Here is a 22,865-nt window from a genome sequence, read left to right as displayed (position 1 = left end):
CTGATCCGGGCCGAAGGATACGCCAGTGCCAACCACCGCCGATTGCGTTCTGTTTGTTGACGATGATGCCGATGTGCGTGAAGCCGCACAGCAAACGCTTGAACTTGCCGACATTCATGTCGAAGTCTTTGCCGATGCCGGATCCGCACTTGCCCGATTGCGCAAAGGCTGGCCCGGGGTGGTTATTTCCGACATCCGCATGCCCAAGATGGATGGTCTGGAATTTCTGGGCGAAATCAAAAAGATCGATAATGACATGCCCGTCATCATGATCACCGGTCATGGCGATGTCGCGACCGCGGTCAAGGCGATGCAAAACGGCGCGTTCGATTTTATCGAAAAACCATATTCCCCGGATCTGTTCATCGACATTACCAAACGTGCGATGGCCCACCGCAAGCTTATCCTGGAAAACAGGACGCTGCGCATCGAGTTGGCCCGCCATACCAAAAATGCATCCGACTTTATCGGGCGCAATCCGGCGATGGAAAAGCTCCGCACCCTGATCAGCAATGTCGCCAGTACCAATGCCCATGTCCTGATCAATGGTGAAACCGGATCAGGCAAGGAAGTGATTGCGCGCAATCTGCATGAAATGTCGGGACGTCCCGGACCGTTTGTTGCGGTCAATTGCGGGGGCATGCCCGAAAATCTGATTGAATCGGAACTGTTTGGCCATGAAGCCGGGGCCTTTACCGGGGCGGACCACAAACGCATCGGCAAATTCGAATTTGCCGACAAGGGCACGATCTTCCTTGATGAAATCGAAAGCATGCCGCTTGCTCTTCAGATCAAGCTTCTGCGTGTCTTGCAGGAACGCGCCCTTGAACGGCTTGGCTCAAACCGGGTGCAGCCGATTGACCTGCGCGTTGTCGCGGCAACCAAAACCGACCTCAGAGAAGCATCTTCACGCGGCGAATTCCGCGAAGATCTTTATTACCGGCTGAATGTCGTACAGCTCCATATTCCGCCATTGCGCGAACGCAAAGACGACATTCCGCTGTTGTTCGAACATTTCACCCGCGATGCCGCCAAACGGTTCGACCGCCCGGTCAAGCTGGTCACCCCGGCTGAAATGGCACAATTCACCGCCTATGACTGGCCGGGCAATGTACGTGAATTGCGCAACGCCGCCGAACGGCGCGTTCTTGGCCTTGATCCGCTGGCGACCGGTAATGACATGGCCAGCCAGAACGGCATGACCCTGCCCCAACAGGTCGAAGCCTTTGAACGAAGCCTGATTACCGAGGCCCTTCGCGAACATGGCGGCAATGTCACCGCCACGGTCAGTGCCCTTGGCGTACCGCGCAAAACCTTTTACGACAAGCTGACCAAATACGACATAACCCCCGCCGAATTCAGGCGCGCACGCAGCGCATCGGAATAATCCAAAGCCCGCCCTTCCGGCGGGCTTTTTCTTTGCCCTTTTGCCCGCAAGACCAGCGCAGCCACAATGTGCGGACATCCACACATCAGACAAGATTTCATGTGTGAAATCGACAACAAAACAGCCGAATATGCTGCGACGCAACAGCGACGAATACTGCACAAGTGTATGATTTTACGTTGTTATCCAACATCCCTGAAAACTGGCCCGTACCTTGCTGATTACGGCACAGCGCCAAAAGGCGTTTTAAAACGACGCCACAAAAGGCGCGCTTACGGGAAAACGCATAAGTTAGTAAAGGGAGACACTTTAATGCGTCCTATTACCAAGCATATCCTCGCAGCAGGCGTTGCCGCCGCAGCCCTTATGGGTGTTAATGCCGCCTCTGCACAGGAAGTCATCAAGTTCGCACACGTTGTCGCACCGAACACCCCGAAAGGTCAGGGTGCGGAATATTTCAAAAAACGTGCGGAAGAAATCCTTGGCGACAAGGTAAAAATCGAAATTTACCCGAACTCCCAGCTGTTTGATGACGACAAGGTTCTGCCGGCCATCCTGCGTGGTGATGTTCAGTTCGGCGCACCGTCGCTTGCCAAATTCGGCAAATGGACCAAGAAACTTCAGGTCTTTGATCTGCCGTTCCTGTTCAAGGACATGGATGCTGTTTCGTGCTTCCAGGATGGCGAAAAAGGTCAGGAACTGCTGAATGCCATGTCTGGCAAAGGTCTGACCGGTGTCGGTTACTGGCACAATGGCCTGAAACAGCTTTCGGCGAACAAGCCGCTGCGCGTTCCCGAAGATGCCGCTGGCCAGAAATTCCGTATCCAGTCGTCTGACGTAATCGCAGCCCAGTTCGAAGCTGTTGATGCCGTCCCGCAGAAAATGGCGTTCTCGGAAACCTATTCCGCGCTTCAGACCGGCGTTGTTGATGGTCAGGAAAACACCTGGTCGAACATCTATTCGAAGAAATTCTTCGAAGTTCAGGATTACATCACTGAATCCAACCACGGTCTTCTCGACTATATGGTCGTTACCTCGACCAAATGGTGGGAAGGTCTGGATCCGGAAATTCGTGACGGCCTGACCCAGGCAATGAACGAAGCATCCGATTACGCAAACGGCCTGTCGGCTGAACTGACCGCAGAACAGCGTCAGGCAGTGATTGATTCGGGTGAAACCGAAATCCTTCAGCTGTCGGCAGACGATTTCGCAAAGTGGCAGACCGCAATGAAGCCGGTCTGGGATGAGTTCTCTGGCGATATCGGTCAGGACATCATCGACGCCGCTGCTGCGTGTAACTGATCCTTACTTTTTCCCAACATTATCGGAAAAGGGCCGTTTACGATGATCTCAACGGTCGTTAACCGGCTGGAGGAGGGCATTATTGCCCTCCTGCTTGCCTCCATGACTTCGCTGACCTTTGTTAACGTTGTCATGCGTTACGTCTTCAATTCCGGCCTGACCTGGGCCCTGGAAATTACCGAATTCCTGTTTGCCTGGCTGATCCTGTTTGGCATGTCATACGGGGTCAAGGTCGGCTCGCACATTGGTGTCGACGCGCTTGTGCGCCTGTTCCCGGACCGGGTTCAGCGCGTGATTGGCCTGATCGTTGTTGCCACGGGCATCCTGTATTCAAGCTGGTTGATCATTGGTGGCTGGGAACTGGTCAGCTTCAACCACATGCTTGAAATGGAAGCCGAAGACAGCCCGATCATGCTGTGGTTCGTCTATCTGATCATGCCGGTTGGCGCTGCTTTGCTGGCGTTCCGTCTGGCACAGGTGGGCTGGCGCATCATTACCGGCAAACAGGTCGGCTTTAACCTGGCAGACGAAGCACGCGAAGCCATTGACCAGCTTAATCATGCTGGCAATGCCGCAGATGGCGACAAAACCGCCACACCGTCAAAGCCAAACGCATAAGCCGCGCGGGGGACATTTTTCATGACTATCGCATTTCTGTTTATCCTGCTGTTCGGCTTGATGGCACTGGGCGCACCGATCGCCATTTCGCTTGGTGTTTCTTCGCTTGCGACCATTCTGATGTTTGGCGATGACAGCCTTGCCACGCTGGCCGAAAAGCTGTTTGGCGGGATGGAACATTACACCCTTCTTGCCATCCCCTACTTCATTCTGGCATCGGCATTCCTTTCGACCGGCGGGGTTGCCCGCCGTCTGATCCGGTTTGCCATTGATACCGTGGGCTGGTTCCCCGGTGGGCTGGCCATGGCATCGGTTCTGGCCTGCATGCTGTTTGCTGCTGTGTCGGGGTCAAGCCCGGCAACCGTGGTTGCCATCGGCTCGATCGTGATCGCCGGCATGGTGCGCGCAGGTTATCCGCAAAGTTTCGCCGCCGGTGTGATCTGTAACGCCGGGACGCTTGGCATCCTGATCCCGCCATCCATCGTTATGGTGGTCTATGCGGCCGCGACCGAAGTTTCGGTCGGGCGCATGTTCCTGGGCGGGGTCATTCCGGGCATCATGGTCGGCCTGATGCTGATGATTGCGATTTACATCGTTGCACGCATCAAGAAACTGCCAAGCCAGCCGCGTCCGTCACTTGCCGAATGGGGTGGTGCCCTGTTCTCGGCGTCTGGTGGGCTGTTGCTTGTGCTGCTGATCATGGGCGGCATTTATGGCGGGGTCTTCACCCCGACCGAGGCCGCAGCAGTTGCCGCCTTTTATGCCATGTTTGTCGCCGTACTGTTTTACCGTGACATGGGCCCGATCAAGGAAATGCCCTGGGTCCCGGAAAACGGCAATAAAAGCATCGGCAGCCTGATCGCTCACAACGTTCCGCAAATGGGCAAGGCACTGGCGTTGCTGCCATTTGACAAGGATGTGCGTCACGTTCTTCTGGATGCTGGCAAAGTCACCATCATGCTGATGTTCATCATCGCCAATGCGATGTTGTTTGCCCATGTCCTGACGTCTGAACGCATCCCGCACACCATTGCCGAAACCATCATCGGATGGGGACTCCCGGCATGGGGCTTCCTGATTGTGGTGAACATTGTCCTGTTGCTGGCCGGTAACTTCATGGAACCGAGCGCCATTCTTCTGATCATGGCACCGATCCTGTTCCCGATTGCCATGCAGCTGGGCATTGATCCGATCCATCTGGGCATCATCATGGTGGTCAATATGGAAATCGGCATGATCACGCCGCCGGTGGGTCTGAACCTGTTTGTGACATCCGGGATTACGGGCATGCCGTTGCTCAAGGTTGTCAAGGCAGCCCTGCCCTGGCTGATGATCCTGCTGGGCTTCCTTATCTTGATTACCTATGTCCCGGCGATATCGACCTGGCTTCCGACAACCCTTATGGGGCCGGAACGGATCATGACCCACTAGTCATTCCCGTTTCACGGAAACCGATCTTCCAAAGGGCGACACCGCAAACCGGTGTCGCCTTTTTTGCATGCGCATGCATGGCTGCCATTCCGCACTTGGCAAACTGTCGCGCTTGGAAAAAACAGCGATCTTGTGGATAATGATCTTTCTTCAATCGTTTCAGGTTGCTGTCCCTGATGGCGTGATCGACAATCGCGCAAGCCCGGACGCAAAGTTGCGCCGTTTATTTGCCTTTTCCTGTCCTGGTTCCGACCGTGACCCGCGTTCACATTTGTGCGCGGCCCTTTGCGCCCCACGCATTGGCAAATCAATGGCGACTTGCGCCGGCAATCAGGGATATGCGCCCTAAGCGCCCCTAATGAAACGGAATGCAGACATATGGCAAAGTCCATGCCCGATACCCGGCCCGATCCCAAACGTCTGGCCCTGCTTCTTGCAGCCCTGATTGCAACCGCGCCGTTTGCAATCGACACCTATTTGCCTGCGATCCCCGCCATGGCAGCCGATTTCGGCACTGCCACCCATGCGGTGGAAGTTTCAATCAGCACCTTTTTGATCGGCTTTGCACTGGGTCAGCTGATTGGCGGGCCGCTTTCCGATCGTGTCGGACGCAGACCGGTCGCCCTTGGCGGTCTTGTGATCTATATCGTGACCAGTGCGATCATTACCGGTGTCGACAGTGCGGCAACGCTGAATGTCATGCGGTTTGTTCAGGCGATTGGGGGTGGCTTTGCGCTTGTCGTGGTCGGGGCATCTGTCCGTGATCTTTACGAGGGCAAGGAAGCGGCAAAGATGTTTGCCCTGATTGCGGTGATCATGATGATCGCCCCGCTCGCCGCCCCGACGGTCGGTTCGGTGCTGCTGGTCTGGTTTAACTGGCAGGCGATCTTTGTTCTGTTGATTGTATATGGCAGCCTGATGTTGGGGGTTGTCTGGTTCAGAATGCCTGAAACCACCCGGTTCCGCCCGCATTATGCCGGCCCGACCCGGCGCGTCTGGTGGACTTATCTGGAAGTCTTGCGCACCCGGCGTGCAGTCGGTTTCATGCTGACCCATACCGGGGCAAGTGCGGTGATGTTCAGCTTTCTGACTGACAGCCCGTTCATGTATATCGATTTCTTTGGCGTCAGCCCGGCCCAGTTTCCCTATCTGTTTGGTGCCAATGTTCTGGTGATCGTGGTGTGCAACCGCTTGAACACGCCGTTGCTCAAACGTCTGGAACTCCATCAGATCCTTAAGATCGCAGCCGCCATTCAGCTGGCAGCCGTCATCGGACTGTTTCTGGCGATCAATGTCTTTGAGCCAAGCCTTTATAGCGTCGTACCCATGGTGATGATTTCGGTCGGAATGATCGGCCTGACCGCGCCCAGTGCGACCGCATCCTTCATGCAGTTTTTCCCCCATATTGGCGGAACCGCGACCGCATTGATGGGCACCATCCAGTTCGCAACCGGTGCCGTGGCGGGCATGGTGATCGGCCATTTCCACGACGGAACCTTGTTGCCGGTGACCTTGTCCATGCTGGGCTTCGGGATTTTTGCCAATGTGATGGTCCATTTCATCGCAGAGGCCCGACCATCGGAAATCACGGCGAATTTACATGAAACGCGCTCGACCGAAGCAGCGGGTTAAGACCTTTCCAAGGAGCACCATCAACCATGGCAAAGATGAATTTCAACGATTACGGGCGCTGCATGGCGACCTATAACAGTTGGCAGAATGCGGTTCTGTTTGATCTGTGTGAACAGATTGGCGACGAGGAACGCCGCCGTGATCGCAACATGTTTTTCACATCAATCCACAATACGCTGAACCATATTCTTTATATCGATCTGCGTATTCTCGACATCCTCAAGACCGGTCAGGCCGGCCCGTATGATGCACGCACCATTGTTGCCGATGATTTTGACGATCTGAAAGAACAGCGCATCCGGATTGATCGTGAAATCGGCGCCTTTGTCGATGCCAATGACCATGCCTGGCAGGACGGTATTCGCGAATTACAGGGGCTGGACGGGATCAAGCGCAAACTGCCCCGCCAGCTTTTCCTGATGCAGCTGTTTAACCATCAAACCCATCACAGATCGCAAATCACCAGTGAATTGCACAAGATGGGCATTGATTACGGCATCACGGACGTTCCGTTAACGCCCGACCTGCCGCTGTAAAGCCGGGCCTATTTGCCGGTAAAGACAGCTTTGCGCTTTTCAAGGAAGGCGGTGTAGCCTTCCTTGAAGTCCGCACTGTCAAAGGCGCGATAGCCTTCGTCAAACTCGCGCGCGTCAATTGCCCCGCCCTGACGCAGGCGATTGATCATTTTTTTGTGCAGGCGCTGGGTAATTGGTGCTCCACCGGCGATGCGATGGGCGGTCTTGTCGATCTCGGCATCAAAATCGGCAATCGGCACGTGACGGGCAACAAAGCCGATCTCGCGGGCGCGTTCGGCACCAAACACCTGTCCTTCAAGAAGAATTTCAAACAAGGCGGCCTCCCCCAGAAGATCAAGCATGATCTCAAGCTCCGGATAGCCAAGTGTCGCGCCAAGTTTCATCGGCGGCACGGCAAATTTGGCGTTATCCGCCGCAATGCGCAGATCACAGGCCGATGCCAGGACAAACGATGCCCCCATGCACGGACCATCGATTGCCGCAATGACCGGATGGGTGCAGTTCTGGATTGCTTGCAGGGCCTCGGCATGAAGCAACCCGTAATCGCGGGCTTTTTCGAAACCGGCCCGTTCGCGGACAAATTCATGAATATCGGCCCCCGCGCCGAACCCGACCCCGTCGCCGCCGCGAATAACAATACAGCGCAGATCAAGATCGTCGGAAAGCTCCTGTGCGATATTGGCAAGCGTGCCCCACATCGGCTTTGTCAGCGCATTCTTGCGTTCAGGCTGGCAAATGGTGACAGTCGCGATGCCATCTGCAATGGCAACATTCAATCCGGTCTGGTCGGTCATGACATTTCCTTTGGGGCTTGCTGTTTTGGCACAGCTTAAATCGGTATAACTATACCGAATAAACCGAAACATCCAATTTGCCAATATAAGACAACAACTTCATCGCAGTCGGCGTCAGGCGTGATGCTTGCCCGTCAGTTCGGTTTTTGCCGTGACCACGGGATCAAGCCGTTTGTTCAGCCAGGCGACCGCCTGATCAATGTCGGCTTCATAATGTACCATTGGTGGCTTCATCCCGTGGACAAAAAGGTCACGCCGGATATCGTGTTTGGTCCCGCAAAAGACAATATTCCCGCCGCGCCCGCGCACCTTCTGTACCAACCCCGCCAGCGTATTGGCCGCTGTTGAATCCAGAAATGGAACTGCGGAAAAATCGATCACAAGTGCCCGGCGCGTATCACCAATACGATCCAGGACCGATCCGAACGCCGCCGTCGCGCCAAAGAAAAACACCCCCGAAATACGAAAGACAACAATATCGCGATCGCCTGCCAAGGCGGTTCCATCCTGGGGTACTGAAACCTGACTGTCTGCGCGGTCTTCGGCAACAAATGGCGTGTCGCTTTCGACATCGGCGATATTGGACATCCGGCGGATAAACAAAACCGATCCCAGAGCAAATCCGACCACAATCGCCTCAAGCAGGTCGCGAAACACCGTCAGCAACAATGTCGTCAGCAAAACAGCCGCATCACCACGCGAAGACCGCAACAATGTGATGATCGCATGTCTTTCAATCATGTTCCAGGCAACCACCGCCAACACACCGGCAAGACATGCAAGCGGAATGAAGCTGGCCAAAGGTGCAGCAATCAGGATGAACAGCAACAGGAAAACCCCGTGCAAAATCCCGGCAACCGGCCCATGTGCCTTGGAACGCACATTGGTTGCAGTACGCGCAATCGTGCCGGTCACGCAGATGCCACCAAACAGACCCGACGCAACATTGGCGACACCTTGTGCCACCAGTTCACAATTTGAACGATGCCGCCGCCCCGTCATCCCGTCCGCAACCACCGCCGAAAGCAAAGACTCAATCGCACCCAGCAACGCAAATGCAATGGCGTTGGGCAAAACGGCCTGAATTTTGGCCACCGTGATTTCCGGAAGCGACGGCACCGGCAATGAACCGGGAATGCCCCCAAAGACACTGCCGATCGTTGAAACCGGCAAATCAAGCATGGCGGTCGCCGTTGCCGCACAGGCCACCGCAATCAACATTCCGGGCCAATGTGGCCGCAGATGTTTGAGACCGACAATTATCAGGATTGTAAGCCCCGACAGGACCACGGTGGTCAGATCCGTTCCGGGCAAGGCATTCCAGATGACCGGCAATTTTTCAAGAAGCGGTCCGGGCTCCGCCCCCGACAGCTTCAACCCCAAAAGATCCTTGATCTGGCTTGCAAAGATAATGACGGCAATACCGGCCGTAAAACCGACCGTAACCGGATATGGAATGAACTTGATATAGGTTCCCAGACGTAGAAAACCGATCAAAACCAGCATCACCCCAGCAAGGATTGTTGCCAGCAACAAGCCATCCATCCCGTGTTGCTGAACCGTTGCCGCGACAAGCACAATAAATGCCCCCGCAGGTCCGCCAATCTGAAAACGGCTTCCACCAAGAAGTGATACCAGAATACCGCCGATGATCGCGGTATAAAGCCCCTGGGCCGGGCTTGCCCCCGATGCGATGGCAATGGCCATCGACAAGGGCAAGGCCACGATTGCCACCGTCAATCCGGCAATCGCGTCGGCGCGCAACTGCGCAAGACCATAGCCTTCCCGTAAAACCGTGATGAGTTTCGGGGTGAAAAGCTCCACAAATCCCGGGCCGGTTGCGCGGCCCTTGTTTGGTGTTGCTGTCTTCATGGTGTCTGGCAACCTCGTGACAGTGATTGCACAAAACGGTTCCCCGTTCAGAAAACCGGGCAACCGCACTATTCGTCAATGGACTTTGGCCCTGAACAAGGGCGTCTTTCTTAAACCGCGTTATCGTCGCGGGCAGGCTGTGACACCGGGTCCTTTAATCGAACACCGCGCCCCGTGGCTGTGCTGGGTGCCTGTTCACCGATAAGTTCGATACCGGCACGATCAAGGGCCGTGACCACCTTTGACAACGTATCGACCACTCCGCGAACATTGCCCTGACTGGCTTCCATCCGCTGAATGGTCGGCACCGATACCCCCGCCATTTCGGCAAGTGTTTTTTGATCAATCCCCAAAAGGGCACGCGCAGCCCGCATTTGTCCGGCTGTAATCATATCGGCACCTTTGTCTTCGTCGTCCTTGCACACGTCCCAAAGGACCCAATGCGCATAACTCCGATACTAAACCATAATATTGATGTTTAAAACATCAATATTGCTGCTTGTGATACCACATTACGCGCAACATGGAAAAATCAGCACCGGCATAGACACCCGATCAGCCGGCAACACCGGCAAACCTGACCAAATGGTCAGCGGCTTTTCTTTGCGCTTTTTGGCAGAAAGCGTTAAGAGGTCGGCAAATATACGATCCGAGAAGGGTAAATTCGTCATGACCAACGCCAATCCGACCGCGCATTGCACATATGCCGCGAAAACCGTTGCCAAGATTTTGCTTGATATCGGAGCGGTGAATTTCCGCCCGGAAGAAGCCTATATCCTTACGTCCGGCTGGGCCAGCCCGGTCTATATCGATTGCCGCAAACTGATTTCATTCCCGCGAGCGCGCCGCAAGGTCATCGAACTTGCGGCCCGTCAGGTTTCTGATGCCGCCGGTTACGAGGCATTCGACGCGGTTGCCGGTGGTGAAACGGCTGGCATCCCCTATTCGGCGTGGCTGGCAGATGCCCTTGACCTTCCGATGCAGTATGTCCGCAAAAAACCCAAAGGTTTCGGTCGCAAGGCCCGCATCGAAGGGGACATTCACGAAGGTCAGCGTGTTCTTCTGGTCGAAGATCTGGCAACCGATGGCGCATCGAAAGTCAATTTTGTCAATGCGATCCGCGAAGCCGGTGCCGAGTGCAAACATGCCTTTGTCGTTTTCTTCTATGACATTTTCGAAGGCGCACTTGATGAACTGCGCAAAGACGACATCGAAATGCATTATCTGGCAACCTGGGCCGATGTTTTGGCCGTTGCCGAAGAAGGCGAATATTTCAGCAAGGAAGCCATCGAAGGTGTTCGTTCCTTCCTGAACGACCCGATCGGCTGGTCCAAGGCCAATGGCGGCAAGCACGACTAAACTGCAACAAGCCCAAAAGACAAAACGCCCGCAGGTTCAACCAAGCGGGCGTTTTTTTTGTTGCCTTTATTGCGCATCACGTCATCAGCTTGGTGGCGCAAGCACAATGTTGTCTTGCGGTATCATGCGTAAACGGTTTGCCAGATATCCACCCTTGCACGCGATGAACTCGTGCAGTTCCCGATAATAGGTGGCGGGCACTGCGTTTCGGACCGTTTCGTGCTTGGCCAAATCGCTTGCCCAACCACGCAACCCGGGAAAACCGGCAAACAGTTCCCGGTTTAGCGCGACCGCGATCAGGGCGAAAGGCCGAAAAACCGTCGCAAAAACGATATCGAGCATCGAAAGCTCTTTGCCCGCGCCTAAGGCCTGTGGCAACACAAGACCGGACACAATCGACATCTGTTTGTGGATCTGATGCATCGTTGCATCGAAGCTGTTTTCAGACAGATCGCGATAAATCATATCTGCCGTGAGGGATAATAACTTATCCCCGATCGCAACCACCCCCTGCGCAAAGGCAAGGTCGTAGGCATCCGTCGCATTCGGGCTTTTACCCGCTATTGCCTCAAGGTATTGGCAGATGGCGGCGGCCTCAAACAAGGTCCGCCCATCATCAACCACCAAAACAGGAACATTTCCGGTTGGGCTTAGCCCCAGAAACCAGTCCGGCTTGGCATCAAGGACAATGTCTGTGCGTTTGTGGGTAATGCCATTTTGCGCCAGAACCATCGCGACACGCTGGACATAGGGGCAAAGCCGGTGACCGATCAAATGATACGATGTCATCAGTTCATCGCCCTTAGTATCACAACCAATCATCGCCCTAGCCCATATGATGGATGTTGAGTTTGTTACCATCCGGATCGCGGAAGTAGGCCGCGTAAAACCCGCTTTCATGTCGTTGACCCGGCTCACCTTCCGACGTCGCACCAAGCGAGATCGCCTTTTTATAAAGCGCATCGACCTGATCACGCGACGCTGTTGAAAGTGCGATCATCGTGCCATTTCCAACCGTCGCCGCATTCCCGTCAAACGGAACATGCACCGAAAACGCAGGGACGTTTTCGCTAGCACTCCAAACGATAAAGTCCGGCTGCTCAAAGACCCGCTGCGCACCAAAGCCGGCAAGCAATGCGTCATAGAACGCGCCCGAACGGGATAAGTCATTGGTGCCGAGTGATGTGTATCCGATCATGTTTTCTTTCCTGACATATGAAGGTGAAATCCGTATGTCGACCAATGTAGGTAATTTCAATTTTGCAATACACAGGCAACTTTGTAGTATTTAATTGCAAATTTGAAATGGAGTATTCGGTGGATTGGAACTACATCAAGTCATTTCTTGCCATTGTCGAAACGGGAAATCTCGAGCAGGCAGCACAGAAAATCCGGGTAAGCACCACTACGGTATTTCGCCATATCCACGCCCTGGAGGAGCAAACAGGAAGCCGGTTGTTTGATCGAATACGCGGTCAATATCACTTGACTGACACGGGAAATGAAATGCTCGTTCCCGCCCGTCAGATCATGAATAGTTTCGATACCATCAGCACTCATGTTGCCGGTGCCGATACTGACCTTGGCGGGTTGGTCCGATTAACCGCCCCGACCAGTTTTTCATATTTTCTCTTGCCAGATTGCATCGCCAAACTTCATCAACGCTGGCCCGAAATTCAGGTGGAATTGCTTGCCAGCAATCTGGAATTCAATATGACACAGCGATATGCAGATATCGCCATTCGCGTTGCGGCAAACCCGCCAGACCATCTCGTTGGTACCGAAGTCCGAACAATTGAATGGGGGATATACGGCGCAACAGGAAAATACACACCGGACGGGCTAGACACGATGTTCGATCACAGATTCATCGGTGGTGCAGGAAACCTTGTGGGTCACGCGACGTTCAAGTGGCTCGATCAACATATTCGCAAACCATACAAACATCGAACAGATGATCTGATTGCCATGGCGCAACTTGCACATGCGGGATGTGGCCTTGCCTGTTTGCCTGCTGATCTTGCCCGGCCCGGTTTGCAATTGCTGGCAAAGCTGCCTGATGTTCCTGCAAACAGGCTTTGGGTTTTGACCCATCCTGATCTGCGCCATATTTCGCGCATCCGCGAAACCATGCGCTGGATCAGCAAGTCCTTGAAAAATGATCCTCGGCTGAATCTTGCTCAGACTTAGGTGTTCGGCGCACCAAACATCGCAATGATGGATTGTTCATCCTCGCAGACTGGACAGCGTTAACAACCACGTTCAATATGCTCCCAAGCAAAAGCAAAGTCATAGCACCAACTGTGACGGCCCCGGGACAACAGATGACGCGATGCGGGCGATCGCCCGACGGTCAAAGGAGCAACGCATGTCGACGCACAAGACGGCCAAATGCCTGACCATGATTGCAATGGGTCTTGCCTTGTCCGGGTGTTTGCTTGAGGCCAAGGAACCGGTCACTGTCACCAACGATTCCCAAACCCTTGTCACGCCATGGGGGGCGCCATCCGGTGTATCCCGTGCCCCGGCGGCCCCGTCTGGCATGGCGACAAAACCGCAGGGCCAGGACAATCTGGTGATGATGGAAGACGCCAATCGCAAGGCACTTGACCAGATTCAGCAAAAACAGATCGACGAGGCACGCATAGCACTTGGCATCCTTGACCGCATGGCGCAACGCTGCGTTCAGGAAGGCGATAGTGCAGCCTGTGCAACGCTTCAGACCAATTGGGGAACACTGTCCCAGCAGTTGCACAAAACTTTGTCGATGATGTCGGGCAACAATATGCAGATGCCCTCAACCGGATCGTCCGGATCGTCCGCCATGCCGGCGATCGAGGACAGCGAACCGATGAAACCGGTTATGGATGCCCCGCCCGCCAACAACACCGCACCTTCTATGGAAAAGGTCATCCCGATGACCCAGCCCGGCGTTGACGGTTGAAGATCTTTTATCCTCAATGACCTGCAATTTGAGATAGAACAAAGAAAACTTCCGATTACCCCGATATCTTGGTTGGCATGACGTTATGGCCTGTCGGGCTTGGCACCGTTCTGGTCTGCGCCACGTCTTTCACCCAACGGAGATCGCCCAATGTATCGGGATATTCTTGTTCATATCGACACCTCGCCAGCGTGCAAGGAACGTCTTTCGGTCGCATTGAAAATTGCAAAGGCTCAGAACGCCCACCTTACGGGTCTGTTTCTTTTGCCCTATGCCGAAATTCCGCGCTTCATGGAAGTTCAGATCACCGAGGAAATCATCTCCCAGCAGCGCGCAGCCATGGCCGAAACCGCCAATGATGCGCGCAAGGAATTCGAAAATACCTGCAAGGAAGCCGGTATTGCCTTTAGCTGGCAGCAGACAGCCTGTGCGGCATCTGAAATTGCCGATACCGCTGCCATGTATGCCCGTCACCATGATTTGACGATCATGGGGCAGCATGATCCTGAAAGTTCCGATCCGTGTTCGGCATCGGACATGCCCGACAAGGTCATTCTGACATCGGGCGCACCGGTTCTGGTCGTACCCTATGTCGGGCGTTTCGATACGATCGGCGAACGTGTGATGGTGGCCTGGAAACCCTATCGCGAGGCCGTCCGTGCCGTAAATGACAGCATGCCGATCCTCGAAGGTGCGAAATCCGCGCTTATCCTGTGCGCCGACCCGAACAAGGGTGCACGCGATACCATGCCGGTACCCGGTGTGAATGTGACCGCGCGCCTTGAACGCCACGGCATCAAGGTGCGCCATGAAACCATGAATGCATCGGGTATCAGTGTTGGCGATCTGGTGCTTTCACGTGCGGCAGATGAAAGCATTGATCTGCTGATTTGCGGGGCCTATGGCCGCCCGCGCCTGCGTGAACTGATGATGGGCGGTGTGACCCAGCATCTTCTGCGCCACATGACGGTTCCGGTTCTGATGTCGCATTGATCCTCCATCATCACGTTTGACACAGAAACCACACAAAACCGGTCAGTCGATCTGACCGGTTTTGTTGTTTTGTGACCCGAACCGAACAGGAACATACCGGTCTGATCAGGAAAGAGTTGCGCCGCACACCGGTAAGCTTAAAGTGCGATGAACAGCTTTCGGGTTTCAGGGTCCCACATCAAGAATTAAGAGGTTCGAAATGACCATCGACGCCACCAACGTCAATCCGACCGTCCCGGGGAATTCGGATGCAAGCCGCGATGTCGCAAGCTATCTGCATCCCTATACCAATCTGGTCACGCATGAAAAAACCGGCCCGCATATCATTACCGGCGGCGACGGCATTTATGTCATTGATGACAGCGGTCGCAAGATCATCGAAGGCATGGCTGGCCTTTGGTGTGCGTCGCTCGGCTTTAGTGAAAAGCGCCTGGTCGAAGCCGCCACCAAGCAGCTGAACACCCTGCCCTATTATCACACCTTTGCGTCCAAAAGCACCAACCCGGCGATTGATCTGGCCGAGAAGCTTCTGGAAATCGTCCCGGTGCCGATGTCCAAGGTCTTCTTTGCCAATAGCGGCTCGGAGGCAACGGATTCTGCGGTCAAGATGGTCTGGTACTATCACAACGCCATCGGCCAGCCCGAAAAGAAAAAGATCATCTCGCGCAAGAAAGGTTACCACGGCGTCACGGTTGCCGCGGCGTCGATGACCGGTCTTCCGGGCAACCACAAACTGTTTGATCTTCCGATTGACCGGATTCTTCACACCGAAACACCGCATTACTGGCGGGAAGCACAGCCCGGCGAAGAGGAAGAAGATTTCGCAACCCGCCTTGCCGAACAGCTCGAAGACCTTATTCAGGCCGAAGGCCCCGAAACCGTCGGTGCATTTATCGCCGAACCGATCATGGGGGCCGGTGGTGTCATCGTGCCGCCGCGCACCTATTTCGAAAAGATCCAGGACGTCCTGAAAAAATACGACATCCTGTTCATTGCCGATGAAGTGATCTGCGGTTTTGGCCGTACCGGTCGCATGTTCGCGACTGAAACCTTCAACCTCAAACCCGACATGATCACGGTCGCCAAACAGCTGTCATCAGCCTATCAGCCGATTTCGGCCCTGTTCATCAATGACAAGATTTATCAGGCGGTCAAAAAGGGTTCGAACGAGGTTGGCACATTCGGCCACGGATTTACCTATTCCGGTCATCCGGTGGCAGCAGCGGTCGCGCTTGAAACGCTCAGGATCTATGAAGAAGACGGCATCATCGAACATGTGCGCACTGTCATGTCGCCGTTCCAGAAACGGCTTAAAGACCTTAACAAGTTCGAACATGTTGGTGAAACCCGAGGGCGTGGCCTGATCGGGGCGTTTGAACTGGTTGCGGACAAATGCGCGAAAACGCCGTTCGAGCCCTATGGCGCGGCGGGCAAGGCGGTTGCCGAGGCCTGCCTTGCACAGGGTGTGATCCTGCGTGCCTTGGGCGATACCGTTGCCTTCTGCCCGCCACTGATCATCACCGAACAGCAGATCCACGAAATGTTTGATGCGGTTGAGGCCGGCCTGACTGCCTGGCACGCGTCCCGTTAAGCGGGTTCATCCCGCCAGAATGACATTCAAATACCGCGCGACACGTATGGTTGCGCGGGATTTTTTGTTCCACGACTGCAAGTGACAATTTGGCCTTACGTCGATAAATAGAAACCCATCAAACGCAATCAAACAATTGATCGATTTTATCTATATCTAAAATCAATATAATTGTGCGGCCAAATACGTTCAAATCCTTGCCAAATGAAGACAATAGGCCCAAATTGGGAACTGTATTGAGACGGGGCGCGTCCGCATTTGACGATACGGGACGCCTCTTGGGCAAGATCGACAAACGAGAGACGAAACACCTTCTCTGCTCGGACGGTTCCAAACAAAACTGGAATCGCTTTAATTTTTGACAAGGGTCAATGCCCGATCGGTTGCCATGTCCGATAAGGGAACAATCAAGCCCCGGTCAAAAGACGGATCGTCCGGATCCATGATCAGGTCGGGGCGCTGACAGAGCTTTGTGACCAGCCACCTTGGTCACACAGAGACAGGCGAAAGAACCAAAGATGAATTATAACAACTTCTTCAAAGACGCGTTGTCAGGCCTGAAAGCAGAAGGTCGCTATCGCGTGTTCGCCAACCTTGAACGTATTGTCGGCAAATTCCCCAAGGCCCTGTACCATCCGGGCAATGGTGACGCCCCGCGTGAAATTACTGTTTGGTGTTCCAACGATTACCTTGGCATGGGACAGCACCCCAAGGTGCTTGCCGCCATGCAGGATGCCATCACCGGCCAGGGCGGCGGTGCGGGCGGTACCCGAAACATTTCCGGCTCCAACCATCTTCATGTCGCGCTTGAGCAGGAGCTCGCCGATTTGCATGGCAAGGAAGCCGCACTTTTGATGACGTCGGGCTATGTTGCGAACTGGACGACGCTGTCGACACTTGGCTCCAAGCTGCCTGATTGCGTGATCATTTCGGATTCGCAAAACCACAATTCGATGATCGAAGGCATGCGCCATTCCAAGGCCGAACGCCGGATCTGGGAACATAACAATGTCGAAAATCTTGAAGCGATCCTGAAGGATATCGGCCCCGAACGCGCCAAGATCGTTGCCTTTGAATCGGTCTATTCGATGGATGGCGATATTGCCCCGATCGGGCAGATCCTTGATCTTTGTGAAAAATACAACGCCATTTCCTATCTGGACGAAGTCCACGCGGTTGGCATGTATGGCCCGCGCGGCGGCGGTGTTGCCGAACGCGATGGCGTCATGGACCGTGTCGACATCATCCAGGGCACACTTGCCAAGGCCTTTGGCGTGATTGGCGGCTATATCGCGGCCAAACCCGAAATCGTTGATTTCGTGCGAAGCTTCGGCAACGGCTTTATCTTTACCAGCTCCCAGCCGCCAAGCATTGCGGCAGGTGCGCTTGCCTCTGTCCGTCATCTCAAGGAAAGCGATGCGGAACGCCAGGCCCAGAAAGAACGTGCAGAAACCCTGCGTCAGCGAATGCGTGCAGCCGGCCTTCCGGTCATGGACGCGCCAAGCCACATCGTGCCGCTGATGGTTGGCGATGCCGCCATGTGCAAGGAAGCCAGCGACCGCCTGTTGTTTGAACATGACATCTATGTTCAGCCGATCAATTACCCGACCGTTCCGCGCGGCACCGAACGCCTGCGCTTTACCCCCGGTCCGCTTCATGATGACGAGCTGATTGATCATTTGATCGACTCGCTTCTGACGGTCTGGGGACAGCTCGGCATTTCCAAGGCTGCCTGAGACACCAGACAGACCAGATAACAAAGGCCGGTGGCATTTGCCCCGGCCTTTGTTATCTGGTCAAAATGACAGCCCGTACCGCTATGTGATTGATGTCCGACATTTGCTTTCGCACGCGCGCGTTCTATATTGAGGTCTGCATACGGGTTGCCCGTTTCGATACGGAAAATCCAACTTGCAATTAAGAACCGTTCGCGTTAACGTCGGGCCCGTTATCACACAGGGACCGCATCATGTATTCGGATAGAACCTTGCTTCCCAAAGAATGTCTGCGACTTTGCGCGCTTGGCACCCTTGCCCTTTCGGACAAACCGATCAGCTATGCCGATCTGGCCAATTCCGTGCGCCATTTCATGTCCCACATCATGGGGCCGTCGCTTGATATGATGGGAAGCTCGCTTCAGCTTCTGAAACTTGAAGGTTTGGTCAAGGAAGACACCGCGAACGGATCATTTTCCGACGCGCAACTGAGCCTGACGACAGCGGGCCATGAAAAATTCGTCGAACTGATGCAGGGCAACCTGCGCGATACATCGGGCGAACTTTCCCGTCTGATCATGGCGCTCAAAATGCGTTTTCTGCATCTTCTTGATGACGATGTCCGCGCCGAACAGATCGAGATTCTTCAGGATGTCTGCGAGCTTGATCTTGACCGTGTTCTTGCCCTTCGCGAAGAGCATTCCAACGAGGCCGGAAATTTCACCGGCTGGCTTGAAATGGAAGTCAAACGACTTGAACAAAAGCGCGACTGGCTGAAAAGCCTGTTGGCCTGAGACATTTTCCCGTTATAGTCGTGACTGAAGACCAGCAGGAAGCCGGTCAAACGTCACAGGCAGGGACGGAAAATGTTGATACGTGAAGAAACCGAAAAAGACTTCGCGGCAATTAATGCGCTTTTGGCCAGTGCTTTTGAAACGGCCCCTCATAGCCAACAAACCGAACATCTGATTGTTGATGCACTCAGAAAAAGCGGCAATCTGACACTTTCACTGATTGCCGAAGAAGACGACGAACTGGTCGGCTGCATTGCCTTTTCGCCTGTTCGCATCAACGGGGTGCATTGCGATTGGTACGGTTTGGGACCGGTGGCCGTTACCCCGGACCGGCAAGGCATGGGAATCGGTTCCGAACTTGTCCAAAGCGGCATTCGTCATCTGCGTGCCAATGACGCGCGCGGCTGTGTGGTATTGGGGGAACCCAATTATTACAGCCGGTTTGGCTTTGCCCCCCTGCCCGGGTTGAAGCTTGACGGTGTGCCTGACGAATATTTCATGGCCCGGCCACTGATCAACGACATCCCGACCGGCAATGTCGATTACGATCCGGCATTCGATATCAAACCGTCTGCCTAGACACCGACGACAAGTACCAGGACTTGCGCGCGCTGTTTGACACAGCCAACGCAGATGGGTCGTGCCCCGGCCCGTTCAGACATTATAACATGATCTGAATGACTTGACCTTCTTCGCGCACCGTCATGTCAGCACCTAATAAAGGTGCTGACCGCCAGTGACAAAGATTTCGGTTCCCGTGACATAACTGCTGTCATCGCCGACCAGATAATGTACTGCTGCGGCCACGTCTTCGGGGGTTCCCATGCGGTTCATCGGGATACGCGGCACCAGTGCCTCATATTCCGGGGAAATCATGTCGGTCTTGATTTCGCCCGGTGCCACCGCATTGACCCGCACGCCCAGTTCGGCAAATTCCACCGCCATTTCACGGGTCAGCCCGGACAGGGCCGCCTTTGACGTTGAATAGGCCGATCCGGCAAACGGATGCACATAATGCCCGGCGATCGAGGTGATGTTGCAAATCGCCCCCTTGCCACGGTGCAAAGCAGCGGCAAAACCGCGCGCCAGTGTCAGCGGCGTAAAGAAATTAAGCTCGAACACATCGCGCCAGGCACCGATATCCCCGTTCAGGCAGCCCAATCGTTCCTTATAGGGGGTCTTTGGTGACACCCCGGCATTATTGACCAGCGCATGCAGCGGATCATCGCCCAGAACTTCGTTGGCCTGTGCGATAAAGGATTCGACATCTTCGGGTTTGGAAAGGTCGGCACGAATGTGGATCCCCTGTGCCGGATCGCGCGGACAGCTTGGCGGCGGCGCTTCACGTGAACAGCAAATCACGCGCCAGCCACGCCGGGCAAAATATCCAACCGTGACATGACCGATGCCTCGGCTGGCACCTGTCAGGACAACTGTTTTCGGGGCGCTACTGGTCATTTATTCTGCTCACTTCGCGACTGGGGCATCTTCACCGGCCCGGCCCTGATCGGGCCTGACGGGTGATTGCCTTCTTATAGCATTGCCACAGCAAACCATTGAAGCAAAAGCCCGGAAAAGATCAATTTTTTAACAGCACATCGCACATTTCACAGCGTCACGCTGTTTGGCATGACATGCATTAGCCGTTATGATCGGGCCACGGCATCGGTGAAAAGATATGTGCAGTCGATTTGATCTTAATAGCGACATTCGGGCTTTTCAGGTTCAGCTTGGGCTGAATATGGAAGATATCCGGCGTATGGCAATGCAGGATGAAAACCGCACAGCCAATGCCAATGATGAGGTCGGAGATGACGTTTCAGATGATCTTGATGCCGCGTTTGAAGGGCTGACGGGTACACGCCGTCCGACAGACCCGATTGCCGTCATCCTGCCCGGTCAAAAAGTTGCGATACGATCCTGGGGATTGACCGTGCCCGGCCTGAACAGTCCGATGATCAATGCGCGGGCGGAAACCCTTCGTGAAAAGCCGACCTTTCGCCCGCTGCTTGAACGACGCTGTCTGATCCCGGCAACGGGCTGGTATGAATGGCGCAAGAATGGCGCGGCCAAACACAAAAACCGGATCACCCTGCCCGATCATCAGCCGTTTCTGTTCGCAGGACTCGAAAATGGACGCGAAGCCACCATCATTACCTGCGCACCGTCACCCGCCATTGCCCATATTCATAACCGAATGCCCGCGATTATCGGCCCCAATCATATCGCACCGTGGCTGGACCCGATGATCGGCTTTGAAGATCTTGGTCACATGCTGGGCCCGTTGCCCGACCACATACTGGCCTGGCACGAAGAAACACCGGGACCCCAAACATCCGGCCCGGATCGCAATCAGATTGATTTGTTTTCGAAGTAGGATCACCCGCAAACGGGTTCGACCAGCACTTACATCCCGGCAGGACTAGTCGAGATCAACATCATTTGCCGCACAGGGCGCTGCACCGCATCCACACATATCCGAAGCCAGACCGGCCTTGCCCGCAACAACGGCGCCAAGATCGGGAAGACCGACCTTCGGGTTGTTGAGTTCATGTGCCAAATCCTCGGACATGGCTGCGAAATCAATGACATCGCGCAATGATAACATGGGAATTCCCCTGCCAGACGTTTCTCTTCCTCAATGCGAAACGCCTCGTTTATCGGGGTTTCGTCTTTGTAAGATTTCCGTAACCCTGTCGCGAATTGTTCGCGAGTGCAACAAAAAAAGGCGCATCAAGATGCGCCTTTCTTCCTTCTCGAACGCGAAACTGCCGGTTAGCGCCGCGAAATCATATGGTTAAGATAACCGTTGCGTCAGTGCATAATCCAAAGCGGCAAGGTGCATTTTGCCAACATATCCTGGGTCACACCGCCAAGGATCATCTCCTTGAAGCGCGAATGGCTGTAAGCGCCCAGAACGATCGTATCCGCACCGCATTTTTCCGCCTCGGAAATCAAGGCATTAGCCACATTTGACGTTTCGGTATTGTCAACGACCCTGGCTTCGACTCCATGCCAGCGGAACTGCTCGGCCAATGCTTTGCCACAGGCCCGGCCATACGGGACATCGCCGATACTGACGATTGTCACTTCCTTGGCACTGCGCAAAAGCGGCATGGCCGAGGTCACGGCACGTGCAGCTTCGACCCCGCCATTCCAGGCGATCATGACTTTTTCGCCAACCGTTGCCGGGGCTGTTTCCGGGGCGACCAAGATCGGACGCCCGGTTTCCATCAGCGCGGCATCAAAGGTCAGTGACGCAGATGCTTCCTTGGGATCCCGACCGATCACCACAAGATCAAACAGCCGCCCGCGGCGGGCAACGGTTTCATCTTCGCGGCCGCTATCCTTGCGCCAGGCGCAGGTCGGCTTGGTTTCCCGGGATGGTGTATCGGATGTTTCGACACCCGATGCCTTAACAGCGGCCTCGAACGATGCCTTGCCGCTGACTTCGCGTTTTTCGGTTTCGTTTTCAGCAGCGCGGATCATTTCTTCGATGATCAGACCCGACATGCCTTCGCCAACGATCGGGATGGCGTCCTGCGGTTCGGCGGCAACGAACAGCGCCTCAAGATGGGCGTCAAATCGCTTGGCCATCCGAAAGGCCGTTTCCATCACCCGTTCATCAATGGCAGTCCCTGCCACCGGTGCCAGAATTGTTCGTATTGCCATAGTACACACTCCCGCCAGTCAGTTTGATAACCGAGCGACCCGAAAGCCGAGCCCGGCCTTTTTCAGGTCTGTGTCAAGTTTGCAGCTTTTGGCCGCCCATTTCTTTGTTCAAGATCAAACTTCGGTCTATGTGATTGCCATTGTTACACATATCAAAGGCCCGATCCCGTTTTTCATTAAGCCTAACACATAAAATGATTGTATCATCTATGGTTGTGATTACGA

Annotated in this window: 23 protein-coding genes; 15 read left to right on the top strand and 8 right to left on the bottom strand. The window is 54.6% G+C overall.

The window, feature by feature from the left end:
* Positions 1-25 precede the first annotated feature (25 nt).
* From CU041_RS18720 to CU041_RS18690, 6 genes are all read left to right on the top strand, one after another.
* Complete coding sequence (locus tag CU041_RS18720) at positions 26-1,387, top strand: sigma-54-dependent transcriptional regulator (protein WP_101248035.1); 1,362 nt, start codon at positions 26-28, stop codon at positions 1,385-1,387.
* Positions 1,388-1,699: 312 nt separating this feature from the next.
* Entirely contained in the window at positions 1,700-2,689 is a 990-nt protein-coding gene (locus tag CU041_RS18715; protein WP_068518161.1) for a TRAP transporter substrate-binding protein, read from the top strand.
* Positions 2,690-2,731: 42 nt separating this feature from the next.
* A complete protein-coding gene (locus CU041_RS18710; protein ID WP_068518162.1) occupies positions 2,732-3,307 on the top strand; it encodes a TRAP transporter small permease in 576 nt (191 codons plus the stop codon).
* A gap of 21 nt (positions 3,308-3,328) precedes the next feature.
* A complete protein-coding gene (locus tag CU041_RS18705) occupies positions 3,329-4,738 on the top strand; it encodes a TRAP transporter large permease (protein ID WP_101248033.1) in 1,410 nt (469 codons plus the stop codon).
* 378 nt (positions 4,739-5,116) lie between these two features.
* Positions 5,117-6,370, top strand: a complete 1,254-nt coding sequence (locus CU041_RS18695) for a multidrug effflux MFS transporter (RefSeq protein WP_101248031.1) — start codon at positions 5,117-5,119, stop codon at positions 6,368-6,370.
* A gap of 26 nt (positions 6,371-6,396) precedes the next feature.
* Positions 6,397-6,906, top strand: coding sequence for a DinB family protein (locus CU041_RS18690; RefSeq protein ID WP_068518166.1), 510 nt, complete (start codon positions 6,397-6,399; stop codon positions 6,904-6,906).
* Positions 6,907-6,914: 8 nt separating this feature from the next.
* On the opposite strand, the gene CU041_RS18685 is transcribed toward CU041_RS18690, so the two are convergent.
* From CU041_RS18685 to CU041_RS18675, 3 genes are all read right to left on the bottom strand, one after another.
* Positions 6,915-7,700 (bottom strand): enoyl-CoA hydratase/isomerase family protein, encoded by a 786-nt coding sequence (locus tag CU041_RS18685; RefSeq protein ID WP_101248073.1) that lies wholly within the window; start codon positions 7,698-7,700, stop codon positions 6,915-6,917.
* Positions 7,701-7,814: 114 nt separating this feature from the next.
* Positions 7,815-9,572 carry a SulP family inorganic anion transporter gene (locus tag CU041_RS18680; protein ID WP_101248030.1) on the bottom strand — a complete coding sequence of 586 codons (1,758 nt, stop codon included), beginning with the start codon at positions 9,570-9,572 and terminating at the stop codon, positions 7,815-7,817.
* A 110-nt stretch (positions 9,573-9,682) separates the two neighbouring features.
* Positions 9,683-9,997 (bottom strand): helix-turn-helix domain-containing protein, encoded by a 315-nt coding sequence (locus CU041_RS18675; protein ID WP_233433177.1) that lies wholly within the window; start codon positions 9,995-9,997, stop codon positions 9,683-9,685.
* A gap of 244 nt (positions 9,998-10,241) precedes the next feature.
* Between CU041_RS18675 and CU041_RS18670 the strand changes: the two genes are divergently transcribed.
* Positions 10,242-10,931 carry an orotate phosphoribosyltransferase gene (locus CU041_RS18670; RefSeq protein ID WP_101248029.1) on the top strand — a complete coding sequence of 230 codons (690 nt, stop codon included), beginning with the start codon at positions 10,242-10,244 and terminating at the stop codon, positions 10,929-10,931.
* 84 nt (positions 10,932-11,015) lie between these two features.
* On the opposite strand, the gene CU041_RS18665 is transcribed toward CU041_RS18670, so the two are convergent.
* Both CU041_RS18665 and CU041_RS18660 read right to left on the bottom strand, forming a co-directional pair.
* Positions 11,016-11,831, bottom strand: a complete 816-nt coding sequence (locus CU041_RS18665; RefSeq protein WP_101248028.1) for a glutathione S-transferase family protein — start codon at positions 11,829-11,831, stop codon at positions 11,016-11,018.
* A complete protein-coding gene (locus tag CU041_RS18660) occupies positions 11,758-12,129 on the bottom strand; it encodes a VOC family protein (protein ID WP_101248027.1) in 372 nt (123 codons plus the stop codon). Before CU041_RS18660 ends, CU041_RS18665 begins: the two co-directional genes overlap by 74 nt.
* Before the next feature lie 107 nt (positions 12,130-12,236).
* On the opposite strand from CU041_RS18660, the gene CU041_RS18655 reads away from it, so the two are divergent.
* The 7 genes from CU041_RS18655 (at position 12,237) to CU041_RS18625 (ending at position 19,547) form a co-directional block, all read left to right on the top strand.
* On the top strand, positions 12,237-13,121 hold the full coding sequence (locus CU041_RS18655; RefSeq protein WP_233433176.1) for a LysR family transcriptional regulator: 885 nt from the start codon (positions 12,237-12,239) through the stop codon (positions 13,119-13,121).
* A 178-nt stretch (positions 13,122-13,299) separates the two neighbouring features.
* Positions 13,300-13,875, top strand: coding sequence for a hypothetical protein (locus tag CU041_RS18650; protein WP_101248026.1), 576 nt, complete (start codon positions 13,300-13,302; stop codon positions 13,873-13,875).
* A 150-nt stretch (positions 13,876-14,025) separates the two neighbouring features.
* Complete coding sequence (locus CU041_RS18645; protein WP_068518171.1) at positions 14,026-14,868, top strand: universal stress protein; 843 nt, start codon at positions 14,026-14,028, stop codon at positions 14,866-14,868.
* Between the two features lie 199 nt (positions 14,869-15,067).
* Positions 15,068-16,459 carry an aspartate aminotransferase family protein gene (locus CU041_RS18640; RefSeq protein ID WP_101248025.1) on the top strand — a complete coding sequence of 464 codons (1,392 nt, stop codon included), beginning with the start codon at positions 15,068-15,070 and terminating at the stop codon, positions 16,457-16,459.
* Between the two features lie 518 nt (positions 16,460-16,977).
* Positions 16,978-18,195, top strand: coding sequence for a 5-aminolevulinate synthase (hemA, locus tag CU041_RS18635; RefSeq protein WP_068518173.1), 1,218 nt, complete (start codon positions 16,978-16,980; stop codon positions 18,193-18,195).
* 233 nt (positions 18,196-18,428) lie between these two features.
* Positions 18,429-18,968 (top strand): hypothetical protein, encoded by a 540-nt coding sequence (locus CU041_RS18630; RefSeq protein ID WP_101248024.1) that lies wholly within the window; start codon positions 18,429-18,431, stop codon positions 18,966-18,968.
* A 72-nt stretch (positions 18,969-19,040) separates the two neighbouring features.
* The gene (locus tag CU041_RS18625; protein ID WP_101248023.1) at positions 19,041-19,547 is read left to right on the top strand and encodes a GNAT family N-acetyltransferase; all 507 of its coding nucleotides are present in this window, start codon (positions 19,041-19,043) and stop codon (positions 19,545-19,547) included.
* A 135-nt stretch (positions 19,548-19,682) separates the two neighbouring features.
* Here CU041_RS18625 and CU041_RS18620 read toward each other — a convergent pair whose 3' ends face one another.
* Positions 19,683-20,426 (bottom strand): SDR family NAD(P)-dependent oxidoreductase, encoded by a 744-nt coding sequence (locus CU041_RS18620; protein ID WP_068518176.1) that lies wholly within the window; start codon positions 20,424-20,426, stop codon positions 19,683-19,685.
* 220 nt (positions 20,427-20,646) lie between these two features.
* Here CU041_RS18620 and CU041_RS18615 point away from each other — a divergent pair, with 220 nt between their 5' ends.
* Positions 20,647-21,345 carry an SOS response-associated peptidase gene (locus CU041_RS18615; protein WP_101248022.1) on the top strand — a complete coding sequence of 233 codons (699 nt, stop codon included), beginning with the start codon at positions 20,647-20,649 and terminating at the stop codon, positions 21,343-21,345.
* A 45-nt stretch (positions 21,346-21,390) separates the two neighbouring features.
* Here the strand turns inward: CU041_RS18615 and CU041_RS18610 are convergent, their stop codons facing one another.
* Positions 21,391-21,576 (bottom strand): hypothetical protein, encoded by a 186-nt coding sequence (locus tag CU041_RS18610; protein ID WP_101248021.1) that lies wholly within the window; start codon positions 21,574-21,576, stop codon positions 21,391-21,393.
* A gap of 206 nt (positions 21,577-21,782) precedes the next feature.
* Entirely contained in the window at positions 21,783-22,640 is an 858-nt protein-coding gene (locus CU041_RS18605; protein ID WP_101248020.1) for a universal stress protein, read from the bottom strand.
* Positions 22,641-22,865: the final 225 nt, after the last annotated feature.

It is taken from the genome of Thalassospira povalilytica (assembly GCF_002844235.1).
Lineage (GTDB): Bacteria > Pseudomonadota > Alphaproteobacteria > Rhodospirillales > Thalassospiraceae > Thalassospira > Thalassospira povalilytica.
The sequence above is the reverse complement of the archived record's forward strand: the minus strand, read 5'-3'. Positions and strand labels throughout refer to the sequence as shown.

Excerpts from the sequence above, each read along its gene's own strand:
- CU041_RS18715 (WP_068518161.1), top strand. The coding sequence starts at position 1,700 with ATGCGTCCTATTACCAAGCATATCCTCGCAGCAGGCGTTGCCGCCGCA.
- CU041_RS18710 (WP_068518162.1), top strand. The coding sequence starts at position 2,732 with ATGATCTCAACGGTCGTTAACCGGCTGGAGGAGGGCATTATTGCCCTC.
- CU041_RS18705 (WP_101248033.1), top strand. The coding sequence starts at position 3,329 with ATGACTATCGCATTTCTGTTTATCCTGCTGTTCGGCTTGATGGCACTG.
- CU041_RS18695 (WP_101248031.1), top strand. The coding sequence starts at position 5,117 with ATGGCAAAGTCCATGCCCGATACCCGGCCCGATCCCAAACGTCTGGCC.
- CU041_RS18690 (WP_068518166.1), top strand. The coding sequence starts at position 6,397 with ATGGCAAAGATGAATTTCAACGATTACGGGCGCTGCATGGCGACCTAT.
- CU041_RS18685 (WP_101248073.1), bottom strand. The coding sequence starts at position 7,700 with ATGACCGACCAGACCGGATTGAATGTTGCCATTGCAGATGGCATCGCG.
- CU041_RS18680 (WP_101248030.1), bottom strand. The coding sequence starts at position 9,572 with ATGAAGACAGCAACACCAAACAAGGGCCGCGCAACCGGCCCGGGATTT.
- CU041_RS18670 (WP_101248029.1), top strand. The coding sequence starts at position 10,242 with ATGACCAACGCCAATCCGACCGCGCATTGCACATATGCCGCGAAAACC.
- CU041_RS18665 (WP_101248028.1), bottom strand. The coding sequence starts at position 11,831 with ATGAAAGCGGGTTTTACGCGGCCTACTTCCGCGATCCGGATGGTAACA.
- CU041_RS18660 (WP_101248027.1), bottom strand. The coding sequence starts at position 12,129 with ATGATCGGATACACATCACTCGGCACCAATGACTTATCCCGTTCGGGC.
- CU041_RS18655 (WP_233433176.1), top strand. The coding sequence starts at position 12,237 with ATGGAGTATTCGGTGGATTGGAACTACATCAAGTCATTTCTTGCCATT.
- CU041_RS18650 (WP_101248026.1), top strand. The coding sequence starts at position 13,300 with ATGTCGACGCACAAGACGGCCAAATGCCTGACCATGATTGCAATGGGT.
- CU041_RS18645 (WP_068518171.1), top strand. The coding sequence starts at position 14,026 with ATGTATCGGGATATTCTTGTTCATATCGACACCTCGCCAGCGTGCAAG.
- CU041_RS18640 (WP_101248025.1), top strand. The coding sequence starts at position 15,068 with ATGACCATCGACGCCACCAACGTCAATCCGACCGTCCCGGGGAATTCG.
- hemA (WP_068518173.1), top strand. The coding sequence starts at position 16,978 with ATGAATTATAACAACTTCTTCAAAGACGCGTTGTCAGGCCTGAAAGCA.
- CU041_RS18630 (WP_101248024.1), top strand. The coding sequence starts at position 18,429 with ATGTATTCGGATAGAACCTTGCTTCCCAAAGAATGTCTGCGACTTTGC.
- CU041_RS18625 (WP_101248023.1), top strand. The coding sequence starts at position 19,041 with ATGTTGATACGTGAAGAAACCGAAAAAGACTTCGCGGCAATTAATGCG.
- CU041_RS18620 (WP_068518176.1), bottom strand. The coding sequence starts at position 20,426 with ATGACCAGTAGCGCCCCGAAAACAGTTGTCCTGACAGGTGCCAGCCGA.
- CU041_RS18615 (WP_101248022.1), top strand. The coding sequence starts at position 20,647 with ATGTGCAGTCGATTTGATCTTAATAGCGACATTCGGGCTTTTCAGGTT.
- CU041_RS18610 (WP_101248021.1), bottom strand. The coding sequence starts at position 21,576 with ATGTTATCATTGCGCGATGTCATTGATTTCGCAGCCATGTCCGAGGAT.
- CU041_RS18605 (WP_101248020.1), bottom strand. The coding sequence starts at position 22,640 with ATGGCAATACGAACAATTCTGGCACCGGTGGCAGGGACTGCCATTGAT.